Source organism: Pseudomonas sp. GW821-FHT07G06, assembly GCF_058986625.1.
Genome location: NZ_JBYSVW010000001.1, coordinates 312,733 through 337,529 on the forward strand (window position 1 = coordinate 312,733; position 24,797 = coordinate 337,529).

Below are 24,797 nucleotides of genomic sequence, written 5' to 3' on the forward strand. Positions count from 1 at the left end.
GCCGATGCGCCCGACGACCGTCAGATCTTGTTGAACAAGCCCAACTGGGAAATCTTGCTGAACGCCAGCTGTGCGGCCTGCAACATGGTCTGCTGCAAGGTCAGGCGCGTCATGACTTCTGCCGGGTCAGAGTCGCGAATCGACGACTGACTGGTGGTATTGGCCAGCGTCAGGCTCTCGTTGGTCGCGGTTTGATTATCCAGCGACTGGCCTCGAGCGCCGATCGAACTGACGGCAGTACCAATCTGATTCACGGCACTGTTCAGGTTGTTCAGGCCCGAATCCATAGCGGCATGAAACTGCTGTTTGATCACCGGATCGGAGTCGACCGGCGAATTCAACGCGGTAATCATCTGTCCCAGGGTATCGAGTACGTTCTGGGTCTGGTGATTGTTACCCTGAATCACAAACTGATCACCGGCAGCCGGTGTGCCACCGATGGCGAAGGTCACGCCAGCGGCCGTTGCATTGCCCGCGGTCATGGTGCCCGACGACACGGGCCTGCTGTCAGCAGTGATCGGTGCAGCGTACAGATCGTAGGCCGTGGCGCTGGTGAATTTGAGGATCGCCCCACCCGCCGGGAAGGCATTGGTGTAGCTCGACGAGTTGGTCACGTTGGAGCCAGTGATTACCGCTGTCGAGGTGTTACCCGGGCTGCGCGAAGTATTGAAAGAATCCGGTTTGGCCGACAACTGGAAGCTATGACCGGCGATCACGGTGTCCGGTACATCACCCGATTTGAGGTTGATGTTCAGCTTCAAGTCGACACCGCGGAAGTTCACCACCTGGTTGGCACCGCTGGTATTGCTGACCACACCGTTTTTGCTGGCTTCGGCAGTGACGTCGTTGCCCGCCGCATCGGTAATTTTCAGCTGGGTACTGCTGAGGAAGGTGACCTGATAAGGCTGGCCGCTTGCGAACTTGTTGTTGTAAGTCGAGCTCGAGGTGACCTCGCCACCGGACAATACCACCCGACCATCATCCACTGCCGGAGCGGTCATGGTGGTCTGGGTGCGGCTGGTGTTGATGGTCTGCTGGAAAGCGTCCCAACCGGTGGTATTGGTGGCAATCGACATGCCATCGCCAATGCCCAGGTTGATGCTGCTTTGGTCACCGTTGTAGGTGAAGGTGCCGTCAGCGTTCTGCGAGTACGGTGGCGTATCGGTTTTCGAACCGGAGAACAGATAGTTGCCCGCCGAGTCCCGGGAGTTCATCAAGCCCAGGACCTGTTGCTGAATCTGCACAAGCTCTGATGCATAAGCCTTTCGATCCGCGTCGGTAGCGATGCCGTTGTTGGCAGCAAGACCGAGTTCCTTGGCGCGCTGCAAGGCGATACCGATGGAGTTGAGCGTCGTTTCCTGCAGGCTCAATGCACTCTTGGTACTTTCGATGTTGGTACCGTACTGATCAAGCATCGCGCTCTGCTGGCCCAGTTGCAGCAAACGACCGGCGCCGATCGGATCATCAGCGGCGGTATTGATGCGGGTCAGGCTGCTGGCTTCATTGCTGGTCGCGATGGCCTTGTTGAAGTTGCGCTGGTAATTGGCAGCGGTGATTTCGTAATACTGGGCGGTGGAAATGCGCATGAATTACGACTCCTTAAAGGCTGTTGATCAGCGTGGTGAAAATTTCCTGCGCAGCCTTGATGATCTGCGAAGACGCGGTGTAGTACTGCTGGTACTTGACCAGGTTGCCGGTTTCTTCGTCCAGGTCTACCCCGGAATTCGAATCCCGCGCCCCTTTTGCATTGGCCAGGATCGCCGTGGTGGCTTCGCTGTCGGACTTGCCTTGGGCTGCCTTGGCGCCGACGTTGGTCACCAGCTTGTTGTAGGCATCGGTCAGGCTGATGCCCTTGCTCGCCGTGCCGGTGTCTACCGTCTGCTTGGTTTGCAATCCGACCAGCGCCTGGGCATTGCGGTTGTCCGAAGACGCCGCGCCGGTCAGGTTGATGGTGAAGCTTTCACCGCTGGCCGGCGTGGCACCGACTGTGGTCTGCACGGTGAAGGTCTTCTGCACGGCCGGCGTGACACTGGTGTCCATGACCGGAGCACCACTGGCATCGACCATGCCCACTTTCAGGTTCAAGGTGTTGCTCTGGCCGGGAACGATGGTGCCGGTGCCGATCGAGTTACCCTTGGCATCGACCATGTTGTAGGTCTGGCTACCGCCGCTGGCCGCCCCGAACACCAGCTTGACCGGTGTCGAGTACTTGAGCGCGGTCTGCATTTCTGCCTGGGCCGCCGGGTTGTAGATGTCGATGGTGCTGGTCAGCGTCGGCTGGGTGTAGGTGCCGGTGTTGTTGGCACTGGTTACGCCGGTCAGGGGTGCTGCTGCTGCGATTTTTTTCGGGTCGGTGAGCACGGTCTGGATACCGGCCGCCGCGCCGCGGGTCGGTGTCACCTTGAACGAGTCGCCGGCGCTCAGCGCACCACCGTTCAAGTTCAGGCTGAAGCCGTCGATCACCGGAGCCGGGGTCGTGGTGGTGCTGAACGCGCCCAGGTCGGTGCCGTCCGAGCGCTTGACGGTGTAGTTGGTCGCGCTGGTGAACGTCACCTGATAGTCGCTGGTGGTCAGCTTGCCAGTGTCCTTGATGGTGACATCCAGGTTGCCGGAGCCGGCACTGTTGCCCGCCGCCGCAATGCTGCGCTGACTGACCAGCGCGGCACTGTTGATGTTGCTGAAGATCGCCGCGCCGAAATCACCGTTCTTGTCGATGCCTTGCGCCTGCTGGCTGTTGATCTGGTCCGCCACTACCAGTGCGACGCGCCCCAGCTCATTGAGCGACGGGTCGAGCACTTCCTTGCGGTAGGTCAGCAGGCCACCGATTTCACCGCCGCTGACCACCGAGGTCACGTCGATGGTGCTGGAGCCACGATTGAGCTGCAGCGCCATGCGCGATGGATCTTCCTTGCCCGGCACGGTTTGCAGGGTGTTGGTGGTGTTGCCGACCACCAATGGCTGACCGCTGCCGATGTAGACGTCGTAGCTGTTGCCGCGCTCGACCACCTGGGTGCCGACCAGTGCGGACAGTTGGCGCACGGCTTCGGTGCGCGCGTCCAGCAGGTCGTTCGGCTGGCTGCTGCCGGTGGAGAGCTCGGAAATTTTCTGGTTGAGCGTGGCGATCGTGGTGGACAGCTTGTTCACCTGATCCGCCATGTCACCGAGGCTGCCGTTCAGGTTGGTGTTCTGATCGTTCAACTGCTTGGCAATCGAATTGAAACGGGCGGACAGGGCCTGGGCACCGGTCAGCACCGACTGGCGCGAGGTGTCGTCGGTGGCCGAGGTCGAAACGCCCTGCATCGAGGTGAAGAACTTTTGCAGCACACCGGTCAGCCCGGTGTTGGTATCGGAAAGCGTGGCGTCCAGCGGAGTGGCCTGAGCGTTGTAGGACGCCGCCTCACTGTCGAGCGAGGTGGCGGTACGCAGCTGCGAATCGAGATAGGAGTTGTACACGCGGCGCACATCGGCCAGCGTCGTGCCGGTGCCAATGAACACGTTGCCGTACTGAATCGAGCCTTTGGTGCCCTGCACAGTTTGCTGGCGCGAGTACCCGGCGGTGTCGACGTTGGCAATGTTGTTGCCAGTCGTCACCAACGAGTTATGGCCAGCACTCAGCCCCGACATCCCGATATTGAGCAAACTCATGTTTCAGACCTTATACCTAGTGCCTATAAAGGCGTGGTGGAAACGCCCGCCGCAGCGTAGTTCTGGTAACTCGTCATCTGCTTGGCTATCTGCGAAATCTTGCTCGCGTAGTCCGGGTCGGTTGCGTAACCGGCCTTCTGCAACTCGCGTACAAACTGTTCTGGGTTATCGGCTGACTTCACGACATCTTGATAGCGATTATTGGTCTGCAGCAAAGTCACAAGGTCATGGAAACTGTCCTTGTAGGAGTCGTAGGAGCGGAACTCGGCCGTCTCCTTGACCATCTGCCCGTTCCGGAATTCGCTGGTGATCGCCCGCGCCGAATTACCCTGCCAACTATTGCCGGCCTTGATGCCGAACAGGTTGTGGCTGCTGCTGCCATCCTGCTGGCGCATGACCGATTTGCCCCAGCCGGTTTCCAGGGCCGCCTGGGCTACCAGGTAACGCGGATCGACACCAATCCGCGCCGCCGCTTCCCTGGCCATCGGCAACATGGTGTTGACGAACTGGTCGGCGGAACTGAAGGCTTTCTTCGCTGGCGCCAGAGGAATCTGTGCCATGGCGCGACCGTAGATCTGCATGCCGCCCGAGGAGGATTGCTGCGCAGTCGCCAGCCAGTCGCCGTTGTACAGCGGTCCCGTGCCGGTGCTTGTCGTGCGTTCAGGCAACGGTGTCTTGTTGATCGTCGTGGCAGCGGGCGTCGCCGAAGGCACCAGCCCGGCCAACAGACGATCAGCCAGCTTCGGCGGCAATGCCAGGCGTCGCTCATTGATCAGCGCCATGTCATTGCGATGACCACCCTCACCCGCCTCCTGCGGCGCATGGACCGAGCGCGAAGCCCACAACGGACGCTGGCCATTGACCCGCGACAGCGGTCCGTTGATTGCCACCGTGCCGGCCGCCACCGGCGTTTGCACGGCTGCTTTCGCGGCCTCTTGCTTGGCCAGAGACGCTGCGGCGGCTTCACCCGGCGCCAGCGGTTTGTCCTTCGACATCTGACGCATCAGCACGTCAGCCAGGCCGATACCACCGCCCTCGCGGGACATGGAAACAGCCAGTTGCTGGTCGTACATTTCCTGATATTGCTTGGCCGCCGGGGTGTTCATCGGATTGTCCTGGCCCAGCGCGTCAGTGGCCGAACGCATGGACTTGAGCATTTCCCCGAGGAACAGCGACTCGAACTCCTGCGCCACCTTGCGCAGGTTGCCGTCGCTGTTCTTGTCGCCGACCTTGAGCTGATTCAGACGATTGAGGTCCGAGTAGGAACCCGAATCGCTGCTGCTGACCAGACCGCTCTTGCGCATATCCACGATGGCCGTCCTCAGATCACGATCAGGTCGGCTTGCAGGGCGCCGGCCTGCTTCAGCGCTTCGAGGATGGCCATCAGGTCACCCGGTGCCGCGCCGACCTGGTTCACCGCCCGCACGATCTCGTCGAGGGTGGTACCAGGGCCGAACTTGAACATCGGCTTGGCTTCCTGCTGGGCATTGACCTTCGAACGCGGCACCACCGCCGTCGTGCCATTGGACAGAGGGCCGGGCTGGCTGACGATCGGGTCTTCGGTGATGGTCACGGTGAGGCTGCCGTGGGTCACGGCGGCCGGGGAAACCTTGACGTTCTGGCCGATCACGATGGTGCCGGTACGGGAGTTGATGATGACTTTCGCCACCGCCTGGCCCGGATCGATCTCGAGGTTTTCCAGGATCGACAGGTAGTCGACCCGCTGGCTTGGATCGAGCGGCGCGGTGACGCGAACCGAACCGCCGTCGATGGCCTGGGCGACGCCAGGGCCGAGCATGTTGTTGATCTTGTCGACGATGCGCTTGGCCGTGGTGAAGTCGGAACGGTTGAGGTTCAGCGTCAGGCTGTTGCCCTGGTTGAAACCGCTCGGCACCGCGCGCTCCACCGATGCACCACCGGGGATGCGACCGGCCGACGGAACGTTGACGGTGATCTTCGAGCCGTCGCGCCCTTCCGCATCGAAACCGCCGACCACCAGGTTGCCCTGGGCCACTGCATAGACGTTGCCGTCGATCCCCTTGAGTGGCGTCAGCAGCAAGGTGCCGCCGCGCAAGCTCTTGGAGTTGCCGATGGACGAAACGGTGATGTCGACCTGCTGCCCCGGCTTGGCAAACGCCGGCAGGTCGGCGCTGATCGACACGGCCGCCACGTTCTTCAACTGCACGTTGCCCGAACCCGGCGGCACCTTGATGCCGAACTGCGAGAGCATGTTGTTGAAGGTCTGCAGGGTGAACGGGGTCTGCGTCGTCTGGTCGCCGGTGCCGTTAAGCCCGACCACCAGGCCATAGCCGATCAACTGGTTGGAACGCACGCCGGAAATGCTGGCGATGTCCTTCAGGCGCTCGGCTTGAACGTTGAACGCTGCGGACATCAGGAACGCAGCCATCATGAGACTTCTGAAATTCAACATGCTCAACTGGAAAGCCACCTAGAAAGGGAACAGCGGGCTGAGGAAGAAACGGTCGAACCAGCCTGGCTGACTCGCATCGGCAAACGAGCCGGTGCCCGAGTAGGTGATGCGCGCATCGGCGACACGGGTCGACGACACGGTGTTGTCGGTCGAGATGTCATCGGCACGAACCAGGCCGGCGATCCGCACCAGCTCATCGCCGGTGTTGAGCGTCATCCACTTCTCGCCGCGCACCGCGATGATGCCGTTGGGCAACACATCGGCAACGGTCACGGTGATCGAGCCGGTCAGGGTGTTGCCCTGTGCCGCCTTGCTGTCGCCCTTGGTCGCGCGGTCACCTTCGTAGCTGGCACTCAGGCTCAGGTCGCCATCGCCGAACGGGTTGTTGGTGGTCGCGCTGCTGCCGAACAGCGAACTCAGGCCGATGTTGGCCTTGCTGTTCTTGCCAATTTGCGAGTTGGCGTTTTTGCTGGCCTGAGTCCTTTCATTCAGGGTGATGGTGATGATGTCACCGACCCGGAACGCCTTGCGGTCGCTGTAGAGGTTCTGTTCGAAACCGGCCTGATAGATCGAGCCGTTGTTCGCGGCCGCCGGCAACGGCGTGCGCGGCAACACCGGAGCGTAGTAAGGGTCATTGGGCTTGGGCGTCGAAGGGACGCAGCCTGCGAGCGCGGTGATCCCACTCAGTGCCAGAACAGATACATAGCGATTCATGACCCTACCTCACGGTGTTGCAGGCGGCCTCATGGCCGCCCCATAGACTTGATTACAGATTCTGCGTTACGAACGAGAGCATCTGGTCGGCGGTGGAGATCACCTTGGAGTTCATCTCGTAGGCGCGCTGAGTAGTGATCATGTTGACCATCTCCTCAACGGTGCTGACGTTGGACGTTTCCAGGGTGTTCTGCAGCGTGGTGCCGAAACCGTTGAGGCCCGGTGTGCCGACTTGCGGCGCACCACTGGCGGCGGTTTCCAGGAACAGGTTGTTGCCCACTGCCTGCAGGCCGGCCGGGTTGATGAAGTCGGCGGTCTGCAGGTTGCCGATCACCTGGGCCGCCGGGTTGCCGGAAACGGTGATGGACACGGTGCCGTCGCGGCCGACGGTGAAGGTCTGCGCGTCGTTCGGAATGACAATCGCCGGCTCCAGGGCAAAGCCGCTGGCGTTGACGATCTGGCCGTTGGAGTCCAGGTGGAAGGTACCGTCACGGGTGTAGGACGTGGTGCCGTCCGGTTGCAGGATCTGGAAGAAACCGCGACCGTCGATGGCCATGTCCAGTGGCTGCTCGGTGGTTTGCAGGCTGCCGGCGGTGAAGTTCTTCTGGGTGCCGACGATGCGCACACCGGTACCCAGTTGCAGGCCCGACGGCAGTTCGCTGTCCTGGGTCGACTGGGCGCCAGGCTGACGCTTGATCTGGTAGAGCAGGTCCTGGAACTCGGCGCGGTCACGTTTGAAACCCGTGGTCGACACGTTCGCCAGGTTGTTGGAAATGGTGGTCAGGTTGGTGTCCTGGGCGGACAGACCTGTTTTGGCAACCCATAGAGCCGGAAGCATTCGATTCTCCTCGTGCGCCTGTTTTACGGCGCGACGTTCTGGTAATTAGCTGATCTGCAAGACCCGAGCCATGGCCTGGTCATCGTCTTTGGCGGTGTTCATCATCTTGATGTGCAGCTCGAACTGCTTGGACAAGGCCAGTACCGAGGTCATCTCTTCCACGGCATTGACGTTGCTCGACTCGAGGAATCCGGACACCAGCTTGACGTTGGCATCGGCCTGCGCCGGCTTGCCGTCCTTGGTGTGGATCGAACCATCCAGACCCTTGGTCATGTTCTTCAGGTCCGGGTTGACCAGCTTGATGCGGTCCACTTCAGCCATCACCCGAGGCCCCTCGCCCATTGCGCGGATGCTGATGGTGCCGTCTTCACCGACTTCGATCTGCTGTTCCGGCGGCACGGCAATCGGCCCGCCATTGCCCATGACCGGCATGCCGTTGCCGGCACGCAGCACGCCCAGGGCGTCAACGTTCAGGCTGCCGGTGCGCACGTAACTTTCACCGCCATCGGGATTCTGTACGGCAATCCAGCCGCCGCCTTGCACGGCAACGTCGAGGTCGCGGCCGGTTTCCACCAGTGAGCCCGGGGAGAAATCCGTGGCCGGGCGTTCGGACATGGCAAACGCACGCGCCGGAAAGCTGTCACCGAACACCGGCATCGAACGGGCCTGCTCCAGGTCTTTCTGGAAGCCGTTGGTGGAGATGTTCGCGAGGTTGTTGGCATGCGCCTTTTGCGCCAGTGCATTCTGGCTGGCGCCGGTCATTGCCACATAAAGGTACTTGTCCACACTCTTTCCTCTGCCTGCCGGACGTTTGCCGCCCACTGCTGTGTTGCTGAGCCATAAGCAATTTGCAGACCAACTTGTTTTTGGCGCTACAAGGCCCGGCAAACAGGGGACTTTGAGGAATCAGAGGGGATGGGAGATTTGTATCAGAGACGAAAAACCGGCGGTGTCATGCCGTTGGGTGGCAAGGATCAGCCATTGATCGCTGACATGCTCCACATCACTCGTGTCCGGTAAAAATCGAAGGGGCGGGAGCTTTCTCCCTCCCCCGATCGCTTTGCGCGGTCCGAAATTCGAAGGCTGGACGGCCGCGACGAAAACTCGCACTCCACAAGGCATGAACATGTGGGGCTGGATCTGGAGCAACTGCCCCCTGCGTACACAAACATTACTCCCGCCAACGCCAACGACCTCAGTGACGCAGAACGGCTTGATGCTTGCCTTTGAAAAGTACTACTGCGGGCGAGAAAACTGAAGGCTGCCTTCAGCCATGAAACATGTTTACCGGACACTAGAGCAACGGAAATTGTCAATGGATGCTCGGTGTGCGCCCTTGAAAAATCCAGGCAGGACAACAAGGACTGCGAAGCAATAAAACCTCCGCCATTCAGCACTGCCCGACGACTCATTGGATGGGACATGCCCGTTTCAACTACCAAGTCTCTAACGCACAAACATTGATCGCCAAGGGCTACTGCATGCAAACACAAACCAACTTATCGGTACGGAGGGAGTTGGCCGATTTTTTGCTGGAGTACCCGCACATCAAGAGCCAGCTGTCGGTTTCATGGCGCTGCAGCCCGCCGATATTGACCGCGATGCAACGCCACGTCACAGGTACTCCCGAGCCGTGTGCCATTTTTCAGTCACCCCGAGCAGTGCGCCCATGGCCAATCCCATTACCGTTACCAGCCCGCTACTACCGCCTCTGGAAGAGTTCACGCCTTACCTGCAGCGAATCTGGGACAGTAAGCGCCTGACCAACGGCGGCCCCTTCCACGAACAGCTGGAACAGGAGCTTGCCGAATACCTTGGCGTCCAACATATCTCGCTGTTTTCCAACGGTACCTTGGCATTGGTGACTGCACTCCAGGCGCTACGCATTACTGGCGAAGTCATCACTACACCCTATTCGTTCGTGGCTACCTCTCACTCGTTGCTGTGGAACAATCTCAAGCCGGTGTTCGTGGACATCGATCCGGTTACCATGAACCTCGATCCACAACGTATCGCCGAAGCCATCACCCCGGCGACTACTGCGATCCTTCCAGTTCATTGCTATGGAATTCCCTGTGATATCGAGGGCATCCAGGCCGTCGCCGACACCTATGGACTTAAAGTTATCTATGACGCCGCACATGCCTTCGGTGTCCGACACAACGGCATGAGCATTCTCAACAACGGCGACCTGTCGATTCTCAGCTTCCACGCCACCAAGGTATTCAATACCTTCGAAGGCGGCGCCATCATCTGCCCTGATGAAAAGATCAAACGGCGCATCGATTATTTGAAGAATTTCGGGTTTGCCGATGAAGTCACGGTCATGGCTCCCGGTATCAACGGGAAGATGAACGAGCTGCAGGCAGCATTCGGCGTACTACAGTTGCGCCACATTGACGAGGCCCTCAGGCGTCGACAACAAGTGTTTGAGTATTATCAGAGCGCTTTGGAAGGTATAGAGGGTATCAGCCTCCTGAAGCAACCGCAGGGGCTGGACTGGAACTATGCCTATTGTCCGATTCTGATCGATGGTGAGCGCTTCGGGGTCAGCCGGGACGAGCTGTACGACCGCTACCGCGCTGAAAACATCCTCGTGCGCCGGTATTTCTACCCACTGATATGTGAATTCCCGATGTACCGCGGCCTTCCCAGTTCGAATCTCTCTCAGTTGGGGAATGCCTACGAAGCGTCCCGCCAGATACTGTGCCTGCCGATCTATCCGGATCTCGATACGAAGACCCAGGCACAGATCATCGAGGTGTTGCTCAAGGCTCGGGCGGCATGAGCCTGGTCCGCCCCTCGAATGTCTGCGCCCCGGCAGCTGAACAGCAATACCGGATTGCACTCATGCAACCCTACTTCCTCCCATATCTGGGCTACTTCCAGTTAATCGCCGCAGTCGACTGTTTTGTCATCTATGACAATGTGCAGTTCATCAAGAACGGCTGGATCGAACGAAACCGCTATCTGCTGGAACAGGAGCCGAAGTGGTTCCGGGTGCCGCTGGCCAAAGGCAGTCACACTCAGCAGATCATGGAAAAACGTATTGCCGAAACATTCTCCCCTGGCGATATCCTCAACAAACTGAGCTTCGCCTATCGCCGCGCGCCCCACGCTCAGCGCATGCTGGCGTGGCTGGAAGCACTGCTGGTCGAGCCTGCAAAGAGCATTGCTGAACTCAACGAGCGGATACTACGGGCCTGCTGCTGCCTGATCGGGCTGCAAACGCCGATCATCCGTTCCAGTGATCTGCCGATGTCCGCAGACAGCAGAGCCCAGGACCGGGTACTCGAAGTGGTTCAGGCCAGCGCTGGCACCCACTACCTCAATCCCTTCAATGGCGGCCATCTCTACCGTGCTGAAGCCTTCCAACAGGCCGGTATCACCCTTGAGCTGCTCAAGGCCAACTTGCCCGACTACCAACAGGGATCGAGTGGACACCCCTTCGTCCCCGGCCTGTCGATTCTCGACGCTTTGATGTACAACGACGTGCAGACCGTGGGAGCGTGGGCAAAACGTGGAGAGATTGTCCGTGCCTGAAGCCATCGGCGGTTACTTCGAACTGGAGCTGCGCAAAGGGCAAAATCCTTACCCGCAGGCCGTTGCCTTCAACTCGGCCCGCTCAGCCTTCAAGGCACTGCTGGTGGCGCGCAACCTGCGCCGAGTTTATCTGCCTGTCTACATCTGCGATGTCATGCAGGACGTTCTGCACGGATCCGGCATCGAGGTGCTGCGATATGCACTGTCCGAACAGCTTGAGCTGCCGGACTTCCCGGCCCTGGAAGCCGATGAGGCTCTGCTGTTCGTCAATTACTTCGGACTCAAGGCCGACTACATCAGCGAAGTGCTGGCTACCTTCTACGGCAAGCAACTGATCGTCGACAACTCCCAGGCGCTGTTTTCTCTGCCGCAAGACGGGATCGCGACACTTTATTCACCGCGCAAGTTCGTCGGTGTTGCCGATGGTGGCTGGCTGGCCAATGCTCCTGCTGATCTGCCGCAAGCTGAGAACAGCCGCTCCCAAGCGCGTTTCGGCGCACTGCTGGGGCGCCTTGAAGACTCTCCTCAACATCACTATGCGGCGTTCCAGGCACTGGAACGGACGCTGGAGAACGACGGCATCAAGGCCATGTCCGCCAGTACCGCCCGCCTGCTCGACAGCATCGATTACCACGAAGTAGCCAGGCGGAGGATGGACAACCTGGCGCAACTGCGCCAACGCCTGGACCAGCTCAACCGCTTCGCCATCTGGCCTGCGCAGCCCGTTGCCGCATTGTGTTACCCGCTGCTGGTCAAGTCCGTCGAGACGGCGACCCGGTTACGCGCTCAACTGCTGGAACACCACATCTATGTGCCCAGTTACTGGCGCGAAGTGCTGACCCGTCCAACATCGCCCCCCATCGAAAGGGACTGGGCACAGTGCTTGCTGCCGCTGCCGATCGACCAGCGATACAACGTCGATGATATGAATCGTCTCGCCGACGCCATCCTTCAGAACACGGGAAAATCATGAGCATTCAAGGTCAACGCATCCTGCTCAGGGCACTCGAACTTGAGGACTTGCCACTGCTGCATCAATGGTCCAACGACGAAGCCCTCTGGAGCCTGCTCGGCGGCTGGCATTTCCCTACCTCTCGGGAAGCGCAACGGGATTGGATAATGGGTCTCAAGAGCGACCCGCTCAACCAGCGCTTCGGTATCGAGGTCCAGGGCCATGGCCTGATCGGTACGGCGAACCTGGTCGGCATCGACTGGAAAAACCGCACAGCCGAACACGGCATGATGATTGGTGACTCCTCCCTGCGCGGCCAGGGCCATGGCACCGACGTGATTGCCACAGTGATGCGCTATGCCTTCGATGAACTGGGCCTGAGCCGTCTCTCGACCACCATCATTGAGTACAACGCAGCGTCCCTGGCGACCTACACGCGCAAGACCCCTTGGGTCATCGAGGGCGTGCAGCGCCAGTGGTATTACCGCAAGGGCCAGCGCTGGGACCGCATCATGCTGGGTGTGAGCGCCGAAGAGTACCGAGCCTGGCAAGCCGCGCGGGGCGACAAACCATGAGCCAGGTATTACATGAGCTGCAATCGAACGGCTACGTCTGCCTGCCCTCCCTGATTACGGATCCACTGCTCGGCCAACTGCGCGAAGACCTGGGTCGTGCCATAGATCGTTGCCGTGAGGTACAACTGGAAAACGGTGTTACCCAGCGAACCGAACAGACCGCGCACCATGTACTGACGCAGAATTCCAGTTTCGTTGAATTGCTCGATCGATTCGCCGAATGGGGAATCGTCGACGTCCTGCGGCACATGCTCAACGGTGTAGCAGTCCTCAATTCGTTTGGCGGTCTGAACAACCTGAGCAGTACCGACGCCTACGTGCGTAATGTGCACCGGGACGTGCGTTCCTGGTCAGCCGAGTCCATGCAGATGGCCCAGGCACTGGTGCTGCTCGACGACTTCACTGTCGACAACGGCGCGACCCTGTTTCTGCCGGGCTCACATACCGCACCTGAAAAACCCGCCCCCCAGATATTCGAGACTCAGTCCCGCAAGGCCTTGGGCAGTGCCGGTTCGATCTATTTGTTCGACTCACGCATCTGGCATGCCGCCGGCGTCAATCGTACCGACCAGCCACGACGCTGCCTGACACTGACCTTCACGCGCAGCCACTTCAAACCACAGTTCGATTATTGCCGAGCTCTCGGCGAAGACTTCTGCCGCTCGCAAACACCGACCATGCAACAACTGCTGGGGTGGTATGCCCGTACTCCCTCGACCCTTCATGAGTGGTACCAACCTGAAGAACATCGTTTCTACAGGAAAAGCCAGGAATAACGCCATGTCCGTACGCGACTACAACAAAGAGTTTCAGGATAACGCTCACCGTAGCTACTTCTACGATTTCGACTCGCGTCTGCGACGTTACATGCTGGACAGCTTCGGTCCCTGGCTGGCGGAGGGTCCGACCCTGGAAATGGGCTGCTTCGAAGGTGCCTTCACGGCGCTGTTCGCCGAACGCTTTACCGACCTGACAGTCATCGAAGCGGCCAGCGACCTGATCGACATCACCCGGAAAAAAGTCGGTTCAGGCGTCAGGTTCGTCTGCAGTACCTTTGAAGAAGCAGAGCTGGAACCGCGCTTCGATAACATCTTCCTGATCCACACCCTGGAGCACCTCGACGACCGCCAGGCGGTACTCAAGCGCGTGCACAACTGGCTCGCCCCGGGCGGCCGTTTGTTCATCGCCGTACCGAACGCCAATGCACCGTCTCGCCAGATCGCAGTCAAAATGGGCTTGATCGAACACAACAGTGCCGTAACGGAAGGCGAGCGCCTGCATGGCCACCGGGTAACCTACAGCCTCGACACCCTCGACCACGAAGTACGCAGTGCCGGTTGGCGAGTGAGCCAACGTGGCGGGGTGTTCTTCAAGCCTCTGGCCAACTTCCAGCTGGACAAAGCCCTGGAAACCCAACTGATCGATGAGCGTTTCATGGACGCCTGCCATGCGCTGGGCATGATCTATCCAGACCTGTGCGCCAGTGTGTTCGTCATTTGTGAGCAGCCTTCCAACCTTAAGGCAACCGTATGACCACTCCGTCCGTGCATGGCAAGCCGCGTCACCCCTACTACATCTATGCTTTCGATTATCGGGAGACTTCCTCGGGCGTGTGTGTATTGCACTACCTGTGCCATGCTCTGAACCTGGCCGGCTACGAGGCCTACATCACCCCATGCCAAGTCAATCCGAACCTGCGCACGCCGATTCTGACCGAAGATATTCGCGACCACCATCTGTCAAACGGTTTGGTACCAATTGCGGTCTATCCCGAGGTGGTAAGCGACAACCCGATTGGCGCATCGATCGTGGCTCGTTACATTCTGAACCGCGAAGGCTTCCTCACTGGCCGCGCGATCGACGCACAGAAATCAGACCTGCTCTTCTATTACACCCAGGATTTTCGCGGCGACAGCGAGAGCAGCAACCTGCTCCTGTTGCCAGTCATCGACTCGGAATTGTTCTCGCCGCCAACCGAGCCGGTGCAGCGCAGTGGCAACTACCTGTATTTGCACCGATTCGACAAGGCCAAGGTCGACTACTCGATGTTGCCGGACGATATCGAAGTCCTGAGCCTGGCCAACCCGAAAACCCTTACCGAGCTGGCACAGATTTTTCGAACGGCCTCAACGCTCTACAGTTACGAAATCTCAGCGACGTGCACCGAAGCCATGCTCTGTGGCTGCCCGGTTATCTACATGCCCGGCGGGCACGTAAAGACTCAGCCGTTCATCGAACAGTTCGGAGATGCAGGCTCGGCACTCTATGACGAGCCTGGCGGGCTGGAGCGTGCCCGCGCAACAGTGATGCAGGCTCGCAGGCGCTGGCTGGACATCGAAAAAGCCTTCTGGCCCCAGCTGGAGCACTTCCTCGATATCACTCAGCAGGCCGCCATCCAGCACGCCATTGACACTCATGTACCCTCCATCAAGGACTGGCTGCGCAACCGCGTGCTGACACCGATCCAGCAGCAGTTTGTCGATCAGCGTCGCCAACAACTCAGCGGGCAAACCAGCCTGACCCTGCTGGTACTCGATCCCCAGGGCGATTCCATTGCCCTGAGCGATACCCTGAAAAGTCTTGCGCTGTGGCAGTCCAGCTCCTCGATCAGGTTGCATACGGTGGTCCTGAGCACCGCGCCAGGGCCTGTCATCCTGCCCGCCAACCTGCGCTGGCTGACCTGCGCCAAGCCAGGCGCCATCGAACTGAACGAAATTCTGCAGGCAGACGACAGCGACTGGATCATGCTGCTGACGGCTGGCGATGAGGTCCTGCCCGCCGGCACGTTGATGCTCGACCTGGAACTGCCTGGTGCCAACGGCTACCGGATGATCTATTGCGATGGCATGTATCGCTCAGAGAATGGCCCTAATGCGGTGTTCCGTCCTTGCATCAATCTCGACTACCTCTTGAGCCTGCCTTTTGCCATGGCCAACCATTGGCTGATTCGTCGCGAGCTCGCGCTGCAGGCCGGCGGTTACGATCTACAGGTACCCACGGCGCTTGAACTGGACCTGATCCTGCGACTGATCGAAGCCGGCAGCATGAACGGCATTGCCCACCTGAGCGAACCGCTGGTAGTCAGCAACACACCCAACCTTACCGATAACCCGGACGAGCGCCATGCCCTGCAACGGCACCTGAGCAATCGCGGCTACACCAACGCCAGGGTGCTGCAGGAACCGGTTCGGCATTACCACGTCAAGTACGACCATGATCAACAGCCCTTGGTGTCAATTCTGATTCCTACCCGGGACCAGTTACCGCTGCTGCAGCGCTGCGTGGAAAGTCTGTTATCGAAGACGAGCTATCCACATTTCGAGATTATCCTGATCGATAATTGCAGCGAGACAGAGGAGGCACTCGTCTGGCTGGACGAGATGGACTCGATTGGTGGTGACAAACTGCGAGTCATCCGCTTCCCCCATCCGTTCAACTTCAGCGCCATGAACAATCTGGCGGCCAGCCAAGCGCGCGGCGAGTACCTGGTGTTGTTGAACAACGATACGGAAATCATCCGCGAAGATTGGTTGGACGAACTGCTCAACCACGCCCTGCGCCCCGAAGTGGGTGTCGTCGGCGCCAAGCTGATTACCCCGGCAGGCAAAACCCAACATGCAGGCCTGATCACCGGTCTGCGCGGCCCAGCCGGCAGCCCATTCACAGATAGGGCCGCCAATGGCGCCGGCTACCTGCAGCGTCTGCTGGTCGACCAAAACACCAGCGCGGTCAGTGCCGCCTGCCTGATGATCCGCACGACGATCTACCTGGAAGTCGGCGGTATGGACGAGGCGCTGTTCCAAGTCACCTGCAACGACCTGGACCTGTGCCTGAAGGTGAAGAACCTTGGCTATCTGAATGTCTGGACACCTCATGCCGTGCTCTTGCATGAAGGTGGAGCAACTTGGTCAAACTCTGGCGAGAGCCAACTCAACAAGCAACGCTTCGCTACAGAACAAGAGCAGGCCATGAGCAAATGGCTGAGCGTCCTGGCCAATGATCCCGCCTACAACAGTAACCTGTCGTTGCGCGGTGTCGGCTTCGAGTTGGAAGGCATCAACGAGCTGACCTGGCGACCGCTGTCCTGGCGACCACTTCCGGTCGTGCTGGCACATCCTGCGAAGTCGGCACAAGTCGCCAATCCGCGCATTATCGAGCCGTTTACTGCTTTGCGTGACTCCGGAAAAATCGAAGGCTGCATCAGAAACAGCCTACTGCCGACAACAACGCTGGAGCGCTACAACCCTGACATCATTGTCTTTCAACATCAGGCCGACCCATTGCGCCTGGAACAGATGCAGCGTATCAGCACCCACTTCAAATCGTTCAAGATCCTTGAGCTGGATGCGCTGACGCCAGAGACCCCAGGGTGGATGACGTCACTGCAACAAGCGGCAAGCCTGGTCGACCGCATCATCGTGGCAACGCCAGCGATGGCCGAAGCCTGTGCCTGGCTGCATCAGGATGTTCGCGTCCTCGAAACACGTCTGGATAGAAGATGGTACAACCTCTCGAATGTGCGCCGGACGTTTGACATCCCTCGCATAGGCTGCGCCATCGACCCGGCGCAGCCCTACGTTCAGCCTTTGATCATCGAGCTGATGCAAGCACTGGCCGGTCAAGTGGAGTGGGTACTCTGGGGCGATGTGCCCGCGTATCTGCGGCCGCTTGCCAGCGAGCTTCATCACGACGTTCACGGCAATCCCGATGCCATGGCCAGCCTCAACCTGGATATTGCCCTCGCGCCACAGGGCTTTGGTCAGACCTACGAAGGCGCAAGCCCGCTTCATCTTCTGCAGTATGGCGCTTGCGGCTACAGTGTGATCGGCAGCGATATCGCCGATTACCCGGGCGATCTGGCGATCACGCGCGTAGCTAACAGCCGAGAACAGTGGCTGGGTGCGATCAATGATCACCTGGCCGATCGGCACGCGTCACGACAGCAAGCTGCCAGACTGCGTGAGCAAGTGTTGAACAACTGGGTCTTCGACGATGCCTATGCGGCACGCTGGCTTCAGGGGTGGATGCCCGACTGACGGAGACTAGAGAACGGCGGCCAGGGCAGTGTGCTCGGCCGCCCGGTTATCAATCGGCCAACTCGTTGCGCAGCCAATGCCGCAGATTGTCAACGCGAAGCATGTATTCGCGCACGACCGACTCGCGCAACATGCAGCGCATCCTCCCATGGCGATAGCTGGCATCAGGATCGGCCAGGTATAACGGATCGCCGCCAGCTACTTCGCGGTGCCTGGAACGATCAACAGGCTCAGGTGCTGTCCTTGCCCACCTCATAATCGCGCAACTTGTTGGCAATGGTCGTATGCGAAACCCCCAACCGCTTGCCCAGTTGCCGACTGCTCGGATGCTCGGAATACAGCCGTTCCAGCACAGCCTTTTCGAAACGCCCGACAATCTCGTCCAGCCCACCCTCCAGCGAAAAATCGCCAAGGGGCTGACGCACGCCGTAATCCGGCAGACGAATATGCTCGGCCTTGACCGTGCCGCCATCGCACAGGGAAACCGCCTGGAACAGCACGTTCTCCAGTTGCCGCACGTTGCCCGGCCAGTGGTAGTGGCTGAGCCGCTCCATGGCCGCCGGGGCGAGCTTCGGCAACGGGCAACCGATCTGCCGGCTGGCCTGATCGAGGAAGTGCTCCACCAGTGGCGTCAAACCGTCGAGGCATTCGCGTAGCGGCGGGATATGCAGCGACAACACATTCAAGCGGTGATAGAGGTCCTGGCGGAACTCGCCGCGCGCGCACAATTCGGACAGGTCGACCTGGGTCGCGCAGATCACTCGCACGTCGAGGTAGACCTCCTCGTCGCTGCCGACACGGCGGAAGCAGCCGTCCTGCAAAAAGCGCAGCAATTTCACCTGCAAGCGCGGGCTCATTTCCCCGACGCCATCGAGAAACAGCGTACCGCCCGCCGTCAGCTCCAGCAGCCCGAGCTTGCCTTCGGCCCGCGCCCCTTCAAAGGCACCAGGGCCATAACCGAACAATTCCGTCTCGGCCATGGACTCCGGTAGCCCGGCACAATTGAGCGCCATCAACGGCGACTGTCCACGCGGACTGGCCAGATGGCAGGCTCGCGCCAACAACTCTTTGCCGGTGCCGGTTTCGCCTTCTATCAATAGCGGCGCATCCAGCGGCGCCATGCGCCGCGCTTCGCGCACCACCGCGGCCATCACTTTCGAGCTCTGGAAGATGCTGTCGAAGCCACGCAATTCCTGCTTGCGCACGTTGTAGATGCGCTCACCCACCCGGTCGGCGCGGTGCAGCGTCAGCACCGCACCGGCCATGGCCTCGCTGTCGTCGTGCTCCGACTGCAAGGGCGCGATGTCGGCCAGGAAGACGTCACCCTTGACCTTGACCCGCAGCCCGTTGATTCGCGACTTGTTGGCGCGCACCAGCTCCGGCAAATCGAAATCTTCGGCGTAGCGCGACAGGGGAATACCCGGCACCTCGTCGACCCGCACCCCCAGCAACTGCGCCGCTGCCCGGTTGGCCGCAACGATGGAACCACCCATGTCGATCGACAGCACCGGAAACTCCAGCGCACCGAGCAGGGCATTGAGTTCCATGTGCCGACGCTCGCTGGGCATCAGCCCTACACGCTTGACGCCGAAGACCCCGGCAATCGCTTCGAATTTCGGACGCAAGGCCTGGAACTGAATGTTGATCAGGTTTGGGCAATGCAGGTAGATGGCGTTGCCATGCTCACCCCCCACTTCACCACGGGCCACGTTGATCCCGTACTCCACCAGCAGGTTGAGAATGTCGCGCAGGATGCCGATGCGGTTCTGGCAGTGGACTTTGATACGCATGAAAAAGGCCTGAAAAAGCAGTGATTGAGGTGGATGCCTGGAATGCAGCCTGTGGGAGCGAGCCTGCTCGCGAAAGCGGTGTATCAGTCGACATATCTTTCAACTAGAAGGCCGTCTTCGCGAGCAGGCTCGCTCCCACAGTGTTATTGCAGCGCCCCGCACGAATTTTTCTGCCAAGGCACTCAGATAGTCGTCAAGATTATGTGACAGCCAGCGCGCTTTTCAAACCTGCAAATCCCACAACCTGCGCGACAGCAGCCAATACGTAACGAAAACTTTACGATTCTTGAGGGTTTTTCCTGCTCGATGCGCCGATCACCTGCTGCAATGCCGCAATCCTTGGGGTATTTCTAGGTCCATAGCAGTACATAACAAGAACGAAATCCCCTAGCAGGAGAGCAGTATGAAGCAGACGCAATACGTGGCTCGCGAGCCCGATGCGCAAGGTTTTATCGACTACCCCGCCGAAGAACACGCGGTGTGGAACACGCTGATCACTCGCCAACTGAAAGTGATCGAAGGGCGTGCGTGCCAGGAGTACCTGGACGGTATCGAAAAACTCGGTCTGCCCCACGACCGCATTCCTCAACTCGGCGAAATCAACAAGGTCCTCGGTGAAACCACCGGCTGGCAGGTTGCCCGGGTTCCCGCACTGATTCCCTTCCAGACCTTTTTCGAATTGCTGGCCAGCAAGCAGTTTCCGGTGGCGACCTTTATTCGTACCCGCGAAGAACTGGACTACCTGCAAGAGCCGGACATTTTCCACGAGATCTTCGGCCACTGCCCGCTGCTGACCAACCCTTGGTTCGCCGAATTCACCCATACCTACGGCAAGCTCGGCCTCAAGGCTTCCAAGGAAGAACGCGTGTACCTGGCGCGCCTGTACTGGATGACCATCGAGTTCGGCCTGGTCGATACTCCGCAAGGTCAGCGCATCTACGGCGGCGGCATCCTGTCCTCACCGAAAGAGACCGTCTACAGCCTGTCGAACGAGCCTGAACACCAAGCCTTCGACCCGCTGGAATGCATGCGCACGCCGTACCGCATCGACATCCTGCAACCGCTGTATTTCGCTCTGCCGAACCTCAAGCGCCTGTTCGACCTGGCCCACGAAGACATCATGGGCATGGTCAAGCAAGCGATGCAGATGGGTCTGCACACGCCGAAATTTCCGCCAAAACCAAAAGCTGCGTGAACCGCGACTTTTGCTGACAAGTGAGTCTGTCAGTCACCGTCGCTTTGGTTTAGCGTGACGGCACTGTCGACCGATATAAAAACACTCGATTACAGGAAACACACCATGTCCACTCTGAACCAAGCCCATTGCGAAGCCTGCCGCGCCGACGCCCCACAAGTCAGCGACGAAGAACTGCCGATCCTGATCAAGCAGATCCCGGACTGGAACATCGAAGTACGCGACAGCATCATGCAGCTGGAAAAGGTCTTCCTGTTCAAGAACTTCAAACATGCACTGGCCTTCACCAACGCCGTCGGCGAGATCTCCGAAGCTGAAGGCCATCACCCGGGCCTGCTGACCGAGTGGGGCAAAGTGACCGTGACCTGGTGGAGCCACTCGATCAAGGGCCTGCACCGCAACGACTTCATCATGGCTGCGCGTACCGACGAAGTGGCCAAGGACGCCGAGGGGCGCAAGTAATGCACTTCGACGCCATCGGCCGAGTGCCCGGCGACCCGATTCTGGGCCTGATGGAGGCCTACGCGCAGGACCCGAACCCGCGCAAGTTCGATCTGGGCGTGGGAGTCTACAAAGACGCCCAGGGCCTGACGCCGATTCTCGAGTCGGTGAAACTTGCCGAGCAGCGTCTGGTGGACGGCCAGTCCACCAAGACCTACATCGGTGGTCACGGCGAACCGGCGTTCGGCAAGGCGATCAATGAGCTGGTGCTGGGCGCCGACTCGAAGCTGATCAGCGCACAACGCGCCGGCGCCACCCAGACTCCGGGCGGCACCGGGGCCTTGCGCCTGAGCGCGGACTTCATCGCCCAGTGCCTGCCGGGGCGCGGCGTCTGGTTGAGCAACCCGACCTGGCCGATCCACGAAAGCATTTTCGCGGCCGCCAAGGTCAAGGTCAGCCATTACCCCTACGTCGGCAGCGACAACCGTCTGGATGTCGACGGCATGCTGGCAGTGCTCAACGAAGCGCCCAAGGGTGACGTGGTGTTGCTGCACGCCTGCTGCCACAACCCGACCGGTTTCGACCTGTCCCACGACGACTGGCAGAGGGTGCTGGAGGTAGTACGCAAGCGCGAATTGCTGCCACTGATCGACTTTGCGTATCAAGGATTCGGCGATGGCCTGGAGCAGGATGCCTGGTCGACCCGGCTGTTCGCCGCCGAGTTGCCGGAACTGCTGATCACCAGCTCTTGCTCGAAGAATTTCGGCCTGTACCGCGACCGCACCGGCGCGCTGATTGTCTGCGCGAAAAGCGCCGACAAGCTCACCGATATCCGCAGCCAGCTGGCCAACATCGCCCGCAACCTGTGGTCGACGCCGCCGGATCATGGTGCGGCCGTGGTCGCGACCATCCTCGGCGACCCGGAGTTGAAAAACCTCTGGGCTGACGAAGTGGAAGGCATGCGCCTGCGAATCGCCCAACTGCGCAGCGGTCTGGTGGAAGCACTGGAGCCTCACGGTTTGCGCGAGCGCTTTGCGCACATCGGCGTGCAGCGCGGGATGTTTTCCTACACAGGCTTGACGCCGGGCCAGGTCAAGCAACTGCGCGAGCATCACAGCGTGTACATGGTCAACTCGGGCCGGGCCAACGTGGCGGGGATTGATGCCACGCGCCTGGATCTGCTGGCCGAGGCGATTGCCGCAGTCTGCAAATAACACCACCAAACCCTGTGGGAGCGAGCTTGCTCGCGATAAGGCCATAACATTCAACATCTCTGTTGACTGTCAGGCCGCTATCGCGAGCAAGCTCGCTCCCACATTTGTTTTGTGTCGCTGTTACCGACCTGTCTAGACAATCCCATCCGTCGAAACAAATGGATATAAAAGTCCGTTTGTCATTTTCAGTGCTGTATCCTGCCCAAGCTTTTTTAAAGCGCGGATCTACCAGATCTATCAACAGACTTAGCGAGGAGCGCAACCATGCACGAGATTCCTAATCTCCCCTTCCCAAGCCTGCACGTACCTGAGCAGACGACCACGCAACAAGCCGGTGCCCAACAGCCCGAGCCCAAAGAAGCCACTGACCGCCGCCAGGCTGACAGCGAAGACTGAAACACCCGCCGTACAGACCGTGTGGAAAGCGCTACCATGCGCTTTCCACACAGCCTGAAACGCGAACCTGCACTATGACCGATGAACTCAGCGAAACCTTTGATGAAAAGCAGGCCAACGTCCTGATCGGCACCGCCGAGAAAATGATCGGGATCTGGAATCGCCTCTCCCCCGAGAAACAAGCCGCCTTGCTCGCCCGCTTCGGCACCCAGGAAAATGCGCTGGCCGCCCTGGTCACCACGCAACTGGTCGCGCCTGCCAAGCCTGAATGACGCCGCCCGGCAAATAGTTTTACTTTTTCACAACCAACGACTGTCCACACCGCTATCATAAGCAGCCTATCTATCCTGCTTTACCGTGGACCCTTTCCCCATGCCTGAAAACCAGCGCCCCCTGGCGGTCACGCTGCAAGTCGTTTCCATCGTCCTTTTCACCTTCATCGGCTACCTGAACATCGGCATTCCCCTGGCCGTATTGCCCGGTTACGTCCACAGCGATCTGGGCTTCGGCGCGGTGATCGCGGGCCTGGTGATCAGCGTGCAATACCTGGCCACCCTGCTCAGCCGCCCCTATGCCGGGAAGATCATCGACAACAAGGGCAGCAAACTGGCGGTGATGTATGGCCTGGCCGGTTGCGGCCTGAGCGGCGTGTTCATGTTGATCTCGGCCTGGACCCAGAGCCTGCCGACCTTGAGCCTGATCAGCCTGTTGATCGGCCGTCTGGTTCTCGGCAGCGCGGAAAGCCTGGTGGGGTCTGGCTCGATTGGCTGGGGCATCGGCCGGGTCGGTGCTGCAAACACGGCCAAGGTCATCTCCTGGAACGGGATCGCCAGCTACGGCGCGCTGGCCGTCGGCGCGCCCTTGGGTGTGTTGATCGTCCATCAACTGGGTTTGTGGAGCATGGGCGTGAGCATTGTGCTGCTGGCCGTGCTCGGCCTGCTGCTGGCCTGGCCGAAAAACGCCGCACCGATCGTTGCCGGTGAGCGCCTGCCGTTCATGCATGTGCTCGGGCGTGTCTTTCCCCACGGCTGTGGCCTGGCCCTGGGCTCTATTGGCTTTGGCACCATCGCCACCTTCATCACCCTGTATTACGCCACGCAACACTGGGACAACGCGGTGCTGTGCCTGAGCCTGTTCGGCGCCAGCTTCATCGGCGCGCGCCTGCTGTTCGGCAACCTGATCAACCGTCTCGGCGGCTTTCGCGTCGCCATTGCCTGCCTGTCGGTGGAAACCCTGGGCTTGCTGTTGCTGTGGCTGGCACCGGATGCGCATTGGGCATTGGCGGGTGCGGCGCTGAGCGGCTTCGGCTTTTCGCTGGTGTTTCCGGCGCTTGGCGTGGAAGCGGTCAACCTGGTGCCCGCCTCCAGCCGTGGTGCAGCCGTCGGCGCCTATTCGCTGTTCATCGATTTGTCGCTGGGGATCACCGGACCGCTGGCCGGCGCCATTGCGGCCGGGTTCGGTTTTGCTTCGATCTTCCTGTTCGCGGCCCTTGCCGCGTTGAGCGGATTGATACTCAGCCTTTACTTGTACCGGCAGGCACCGAAGCAACGCGAAGCGCGGGACGCCCGCTAAAAGTCGACCTTGCCACGCCCGGCCTTGATACTGCCGCGCTTGGTCTTGGATTCGAGGCGGCGCTTCTTTGAGCCGAGGGTCGGCTTGGTCGGGCGGCGCTTCTTTTCGACTTTGGTGGCGCTGAGGATCAGCTCGGTCAGTCGCTCCAGCGCATCGGCACGGTTGGCTTCCTGCGTCCGATATTGCTGGGCCTTGATGATCAGCACGCCATCGCTGGTGATGCGGCTGTCGCGCAGCGCCAGCAGCCGCTCCTTGTAGAACTCGGGCAAGGACGACGCCGGAATGTCGAAGCGCAGGTGCACGGCACTGGAGACCTTGTTGACGTTCTGCCCACCGGCGCCCTGGGCGCGAATGGCCGTCAACTCGATCTCGGCATCCGGCAGATGCACGTTGTTGGAAATCACCAGCATGGAAAAGCGTCCGTATTCAGAGCGTGCAGGATACCGCGAAAGGGT

22 protein-coding genes are annotated in these 24,797 nt (G+C 59.9%); 13 read left to right on the plus strand and 9 right to left on the minus strand.

Going from position 1 to position 24,797, the window contains the following annotated elements; translation table 11 throughout:
• Nucleotides 1-20: 20 nt before the first annotated feature.
• Genes AC3WJW_RS01340 through AC3WJW_RS01370 form a run of 7 tightly spaced genes read right to left on the minus strand, consistent with a single transcriptional unit; the run spans nt 21 to nt 8,414 of the window.
• The gene (locus AC3WJW_RS01340) at nt 21-1,586 is read right to left on the minus strand and encodes a flagellar hook-associated protein 3 (RefSeq protein WP_493724859.1); all 1,566 of its coding nucleotides are present in this window, start codon (nt 1,584-1,586) and stop codon (nt 21-23) included.
• 13 nt (nt 1,587-1,599) lie between these two features.
• Nucleotides 1,600-3,645 carry a flagellar hook-associated protein FlgK gene (gene flgK, locus AC3WJW_RS01345; protein WP_493724860.1) on the minus strand — a complete coding sequence of 682 codons (2,046 nt, stop codon included), beginning with the start codon at nt 3,643-3,645 and terminating at the stop codon, nt 1,600-1,602.
• A gap of 23 nt (nt 3,646-3,668) precedes the next feature.
• Nucleotides 3,669-4,955 (minus strand): flagellar assembly peptidoglycan hydrolase FlgJ, encoded by a 1,287-nt coding sequence (gene flgJ, locus AC3WJW_RS01350; RefSeq protein ID WP_493724861.1) that lies wholly within the window; start codon nt 4,953-4,955, stop codon nt 3,669-3,671.
• A gap of 11 nt (nt 4,956-4,966) precedes the next feature.
• Complete coding sequence (locus AC3WJW_RS01355) at nt 4,967-6,076, minus strand: flagellar basal body P-ring protein FlgI (protein WP_429396896.1); 1,110 nt, start codon at nt 6,074-6,076, stop codon at nt 4,967-4,969.
• An 18-nt stretch (nt 6,077-6,094) separates the two neighbouring features.
• Nucleotides 6,095-6,790 carry a flagellar basal body L-ring protein FlgH gene (gene flgH, locus AC3WJW_RS01360; RefSeq protein WP_007975317.1) on the minus strand — a complete coding sequence of 232 codons (696 nt, stop codon included), beginning with the start codon at nt 6,788-6,790 and terminating at the stop codon, nt 6,095-6,097.
• A gap of 52 nt (nt 6,791-6,842) precedes the next feature.
• Nucleotides 6,843-7,628: a flagellar basal-body rod protein FlgG gene (gene flgG / locus AC3WJW_RS01365; RefSeq protein ID WP_493724862.1), complete on the minus strand. Its 786-nt coding sequence runs from the start codon at nt 7,626-7,628 to the stop codon at nt 6,843-6,845.
• Nucleotides 7,629-7,673: 45 nt separating this feature from the next.
• Nucleotides 7,674-8,414 (minus strand): flagellar basal body rod protein FlgF, encoded by a 741-nt coding sequence (locus tag AC3WJW_RS01370; RefSeq protein ID WP_218475389.1) that lies wholly within the window; start codon nt 8,412-8,414, stop codon nt 7,674-7,676.
• Between the two features lie 883 nt (nt 8,415-9,297).
• On the opposite strand from AC3WJW_RS01370, the gene AC3WJW_RS01375 reads away from it, so the two are divergent.
• From AC3WJW_RS01375 to AC3WJW_RS01405, 7 genes are read left to right on the plus strand one after another with little or no spacing between them, the layout of a single operon-like run.
• A complete protein-coding gene (locus AC3WJW_RS01375) occupies nt 9,298-10,416 on the plus strand; it encodes a DegT/DnrJ/EryC1/StrS family aminotransferase (RefSeq protein ID WP_493724863.1) in 1,119 nt (372 codons plus the stop codon).
• On the plus strand, nt 10,413-11,171 hold the full coding sequence (locus AC3WJW_RS01380; protein ID WP_493724864.1) for a WbqC family protein: 759 nt from the start codon (nt 10,413-10,415) through the stop codon (nt 11,169-11,171). The genes AC3WJW_RS01375 and AC3WJW_RS01380 overlap by 4 nt, the downstream gene beginning before the upstream one ends.
• Entirely contained in the window at nt 11,164-12,144 is a 981-nt protein-coding gene (locus AC3WJW_RS01385) for a hypothetical protein (protein ID WP_493724865.1), read from the plus strand. The genes AC3WJW_RS01380 and AC3WJW_RS01385 overlap by 8 nt, the downstream gene beginning before the upstream one ends.
• Nucleotides 12,141-12,698, plus strand: a complete 558-nt coding sequence (locus tag AC3WJW_RS01390) for a GNAT family N-acetyltransferase (protein WP_493724866.1) — start codon at nt 12,141-12,143, stop codon at nt 12,696-12,698. The genes AC3WJW_RS01385 and AC3WJW_RS01390 overlap by 4 nt, the downstream gene beginning before the upstream one ends.
• Nucleotides 12,695-13,474 carry a phytanoyl-CoA dioxygenase family protein gene (locus AC3WJW_RS01395; protein WP_493724867.1) on the plus strand — a complete coding sequence of 260 codons (780 nt, stop codon included), beginning with the start codon at nt 12,695-12,697 and terminating at the stop codon, nt 13,472-13,474. The genes AC3WJW_RS01390 and AC3WJW_RS01395 overlap by 4 nt, the downstream gene beginning before the upstream one ends.
• A 4-nt stretch (nt 13,475-13,478) precedes the next feature.
• Nucleotides 13,479-14,231, plus strand: a complete 753-nt coding sequence (locus tag AC3WJW_RS01400; protein WP_493724868.1) for a class I SAM-dependent methyltransferase — start codon at nt 13,479-13,481, stop codon at nt 14,229-14,231.
• Entirely contained in the window at nt 14,228-17,734 is a 3,507-nt protein-coding gene (locus AC3WJW_RS01405; RefSeq protein WP_493724869.1) for a glycosyltransferase family 2 protein, read from the plus strand. The genes AC3WJW_RS01400 and AC3WJW_RS01405 overlap by 4 nt, the downstream gene beginning before the upstream one ends.
• A 230-nt stretch (nt 17,735-17,964) precedes the next feature.
• On the opposite strand, the gene AC3WJW_RS01410 is transcribed toward AC3WJW_RS01405, so the two are convergent.
• Entirely contained in the window at nt 17,965-19,524 is a 1,560-nt protein-coding gene (locus tag AC3WJW_RS01410) for a sigma-54-dependent transcriptional regulator (RefSeq protein WP_493724870.1), read from the minus strand.
• A 403-nt stretch (nt 19,525-19,927) separates the two neighbouring features.
• Between AC3WJW_RS01410 and phhA the strand changes: the two genes are divergently transcribed.
• The 6 genes from phhA to AC3WJW_RS01440 all read left to right on the plus strand — a co-directional run bounded on the left by phhA (nt 19,928) and on the right by AC3WJW_RS01440 (nt 24,342).
• Nucleotides 19,928-20,719: a phenylalanine 4-monooxygenase gene (gene phhA, locus AC3WJW_RS01415; RefSeq protein WP_493724871.1), complete on the plus strand. Its 792-nt coding sequence runs from the start codon at nt 19,928-19,930 to the stop codon at nt 20,717-20,719.
• 105 nt (nt 20,720-20,824) lie between these two features.
• Complete coding sequence (locus AC3WJW_RS01420; protein ID WP_007975310.1) at nt 20,825-21,181, plus strand: 4a-hydroxytetrahydrobiopterin dehydratase; 357 nt, start codon at nt 20,825-20,827, stop codon at nt 21,179-21,181.
• Nucleotides 21,181-22,374, plus strand: a complete 1,194-nt coding sequence (locus AC3WJW_RS01425) for an amino acid aminotransferase (RefSeq protein ID WP_493724872.1) — start codon at nt 21,181-21,183, stop codon at nt 22,372-22,374. Before AC3WJW_RS01420 ends, AC3WJW_RS01425 begins: the two co-directional genes overlap by 1 nt.
• Nucleotides 22,375-22,638: 264 nt before the next feature.
• The gene (locus tag AC3WJW_RS01430; RefSeq protein WP_015096286.1) at nt 22,639-22,770 is read left to right on the plus strand and encodes a hypothetical protein; all 132 of its coding nucleotides are present in this window, start codon (nt 22,639-22,641) and stop codon (nt 22,768-22,770) included.
• 74 nt (nt 22,771-22,844) lie between these two features.
• On the plus strand, nt 22,845-23,042 hold the full coding sequence (locus AC3WJW_RS01435) for a hypothetical protein (protein ID WP_493724873.1): 198 nt from the start codon (nt 22,845-22,847) through the stop codon (nt 23,040-23,042).
• A gap of 100 nt (nt 23,043-23,142) precedes the next feature.
• Nucleotides 23,143-24,342, plus strand: coding sequence for an MFS transporter (locus AC3WJW_RS01440; protein WP_493724874.1), 1,200 nt, complete (start codon nt 23,143-23,145; stop codon nt 24,340-24,342).
• On the opposite strand, the gene arfB is transcribed toward AC3WJW_RS01440, so the two are convergent.
• Nucleotides 24,339-24,752, minus strand: coding sequence for an alternative ribosome rescue aminoacyl-tRNA hydrolase ArfB (arfB, locus tag AC3WJW_RS01445; RefSeq protein ID WP_003222786.1), 414 nt, complete (start codon nt 24,750-24,752; stop codon nt 24,339-24,341). The genes AC3WJW_RS01440 and arfB overlap by 4 nt on opposite strands.
• Nucleotides 24,753-24,797 lie beyond the last annotated feature (45 nt).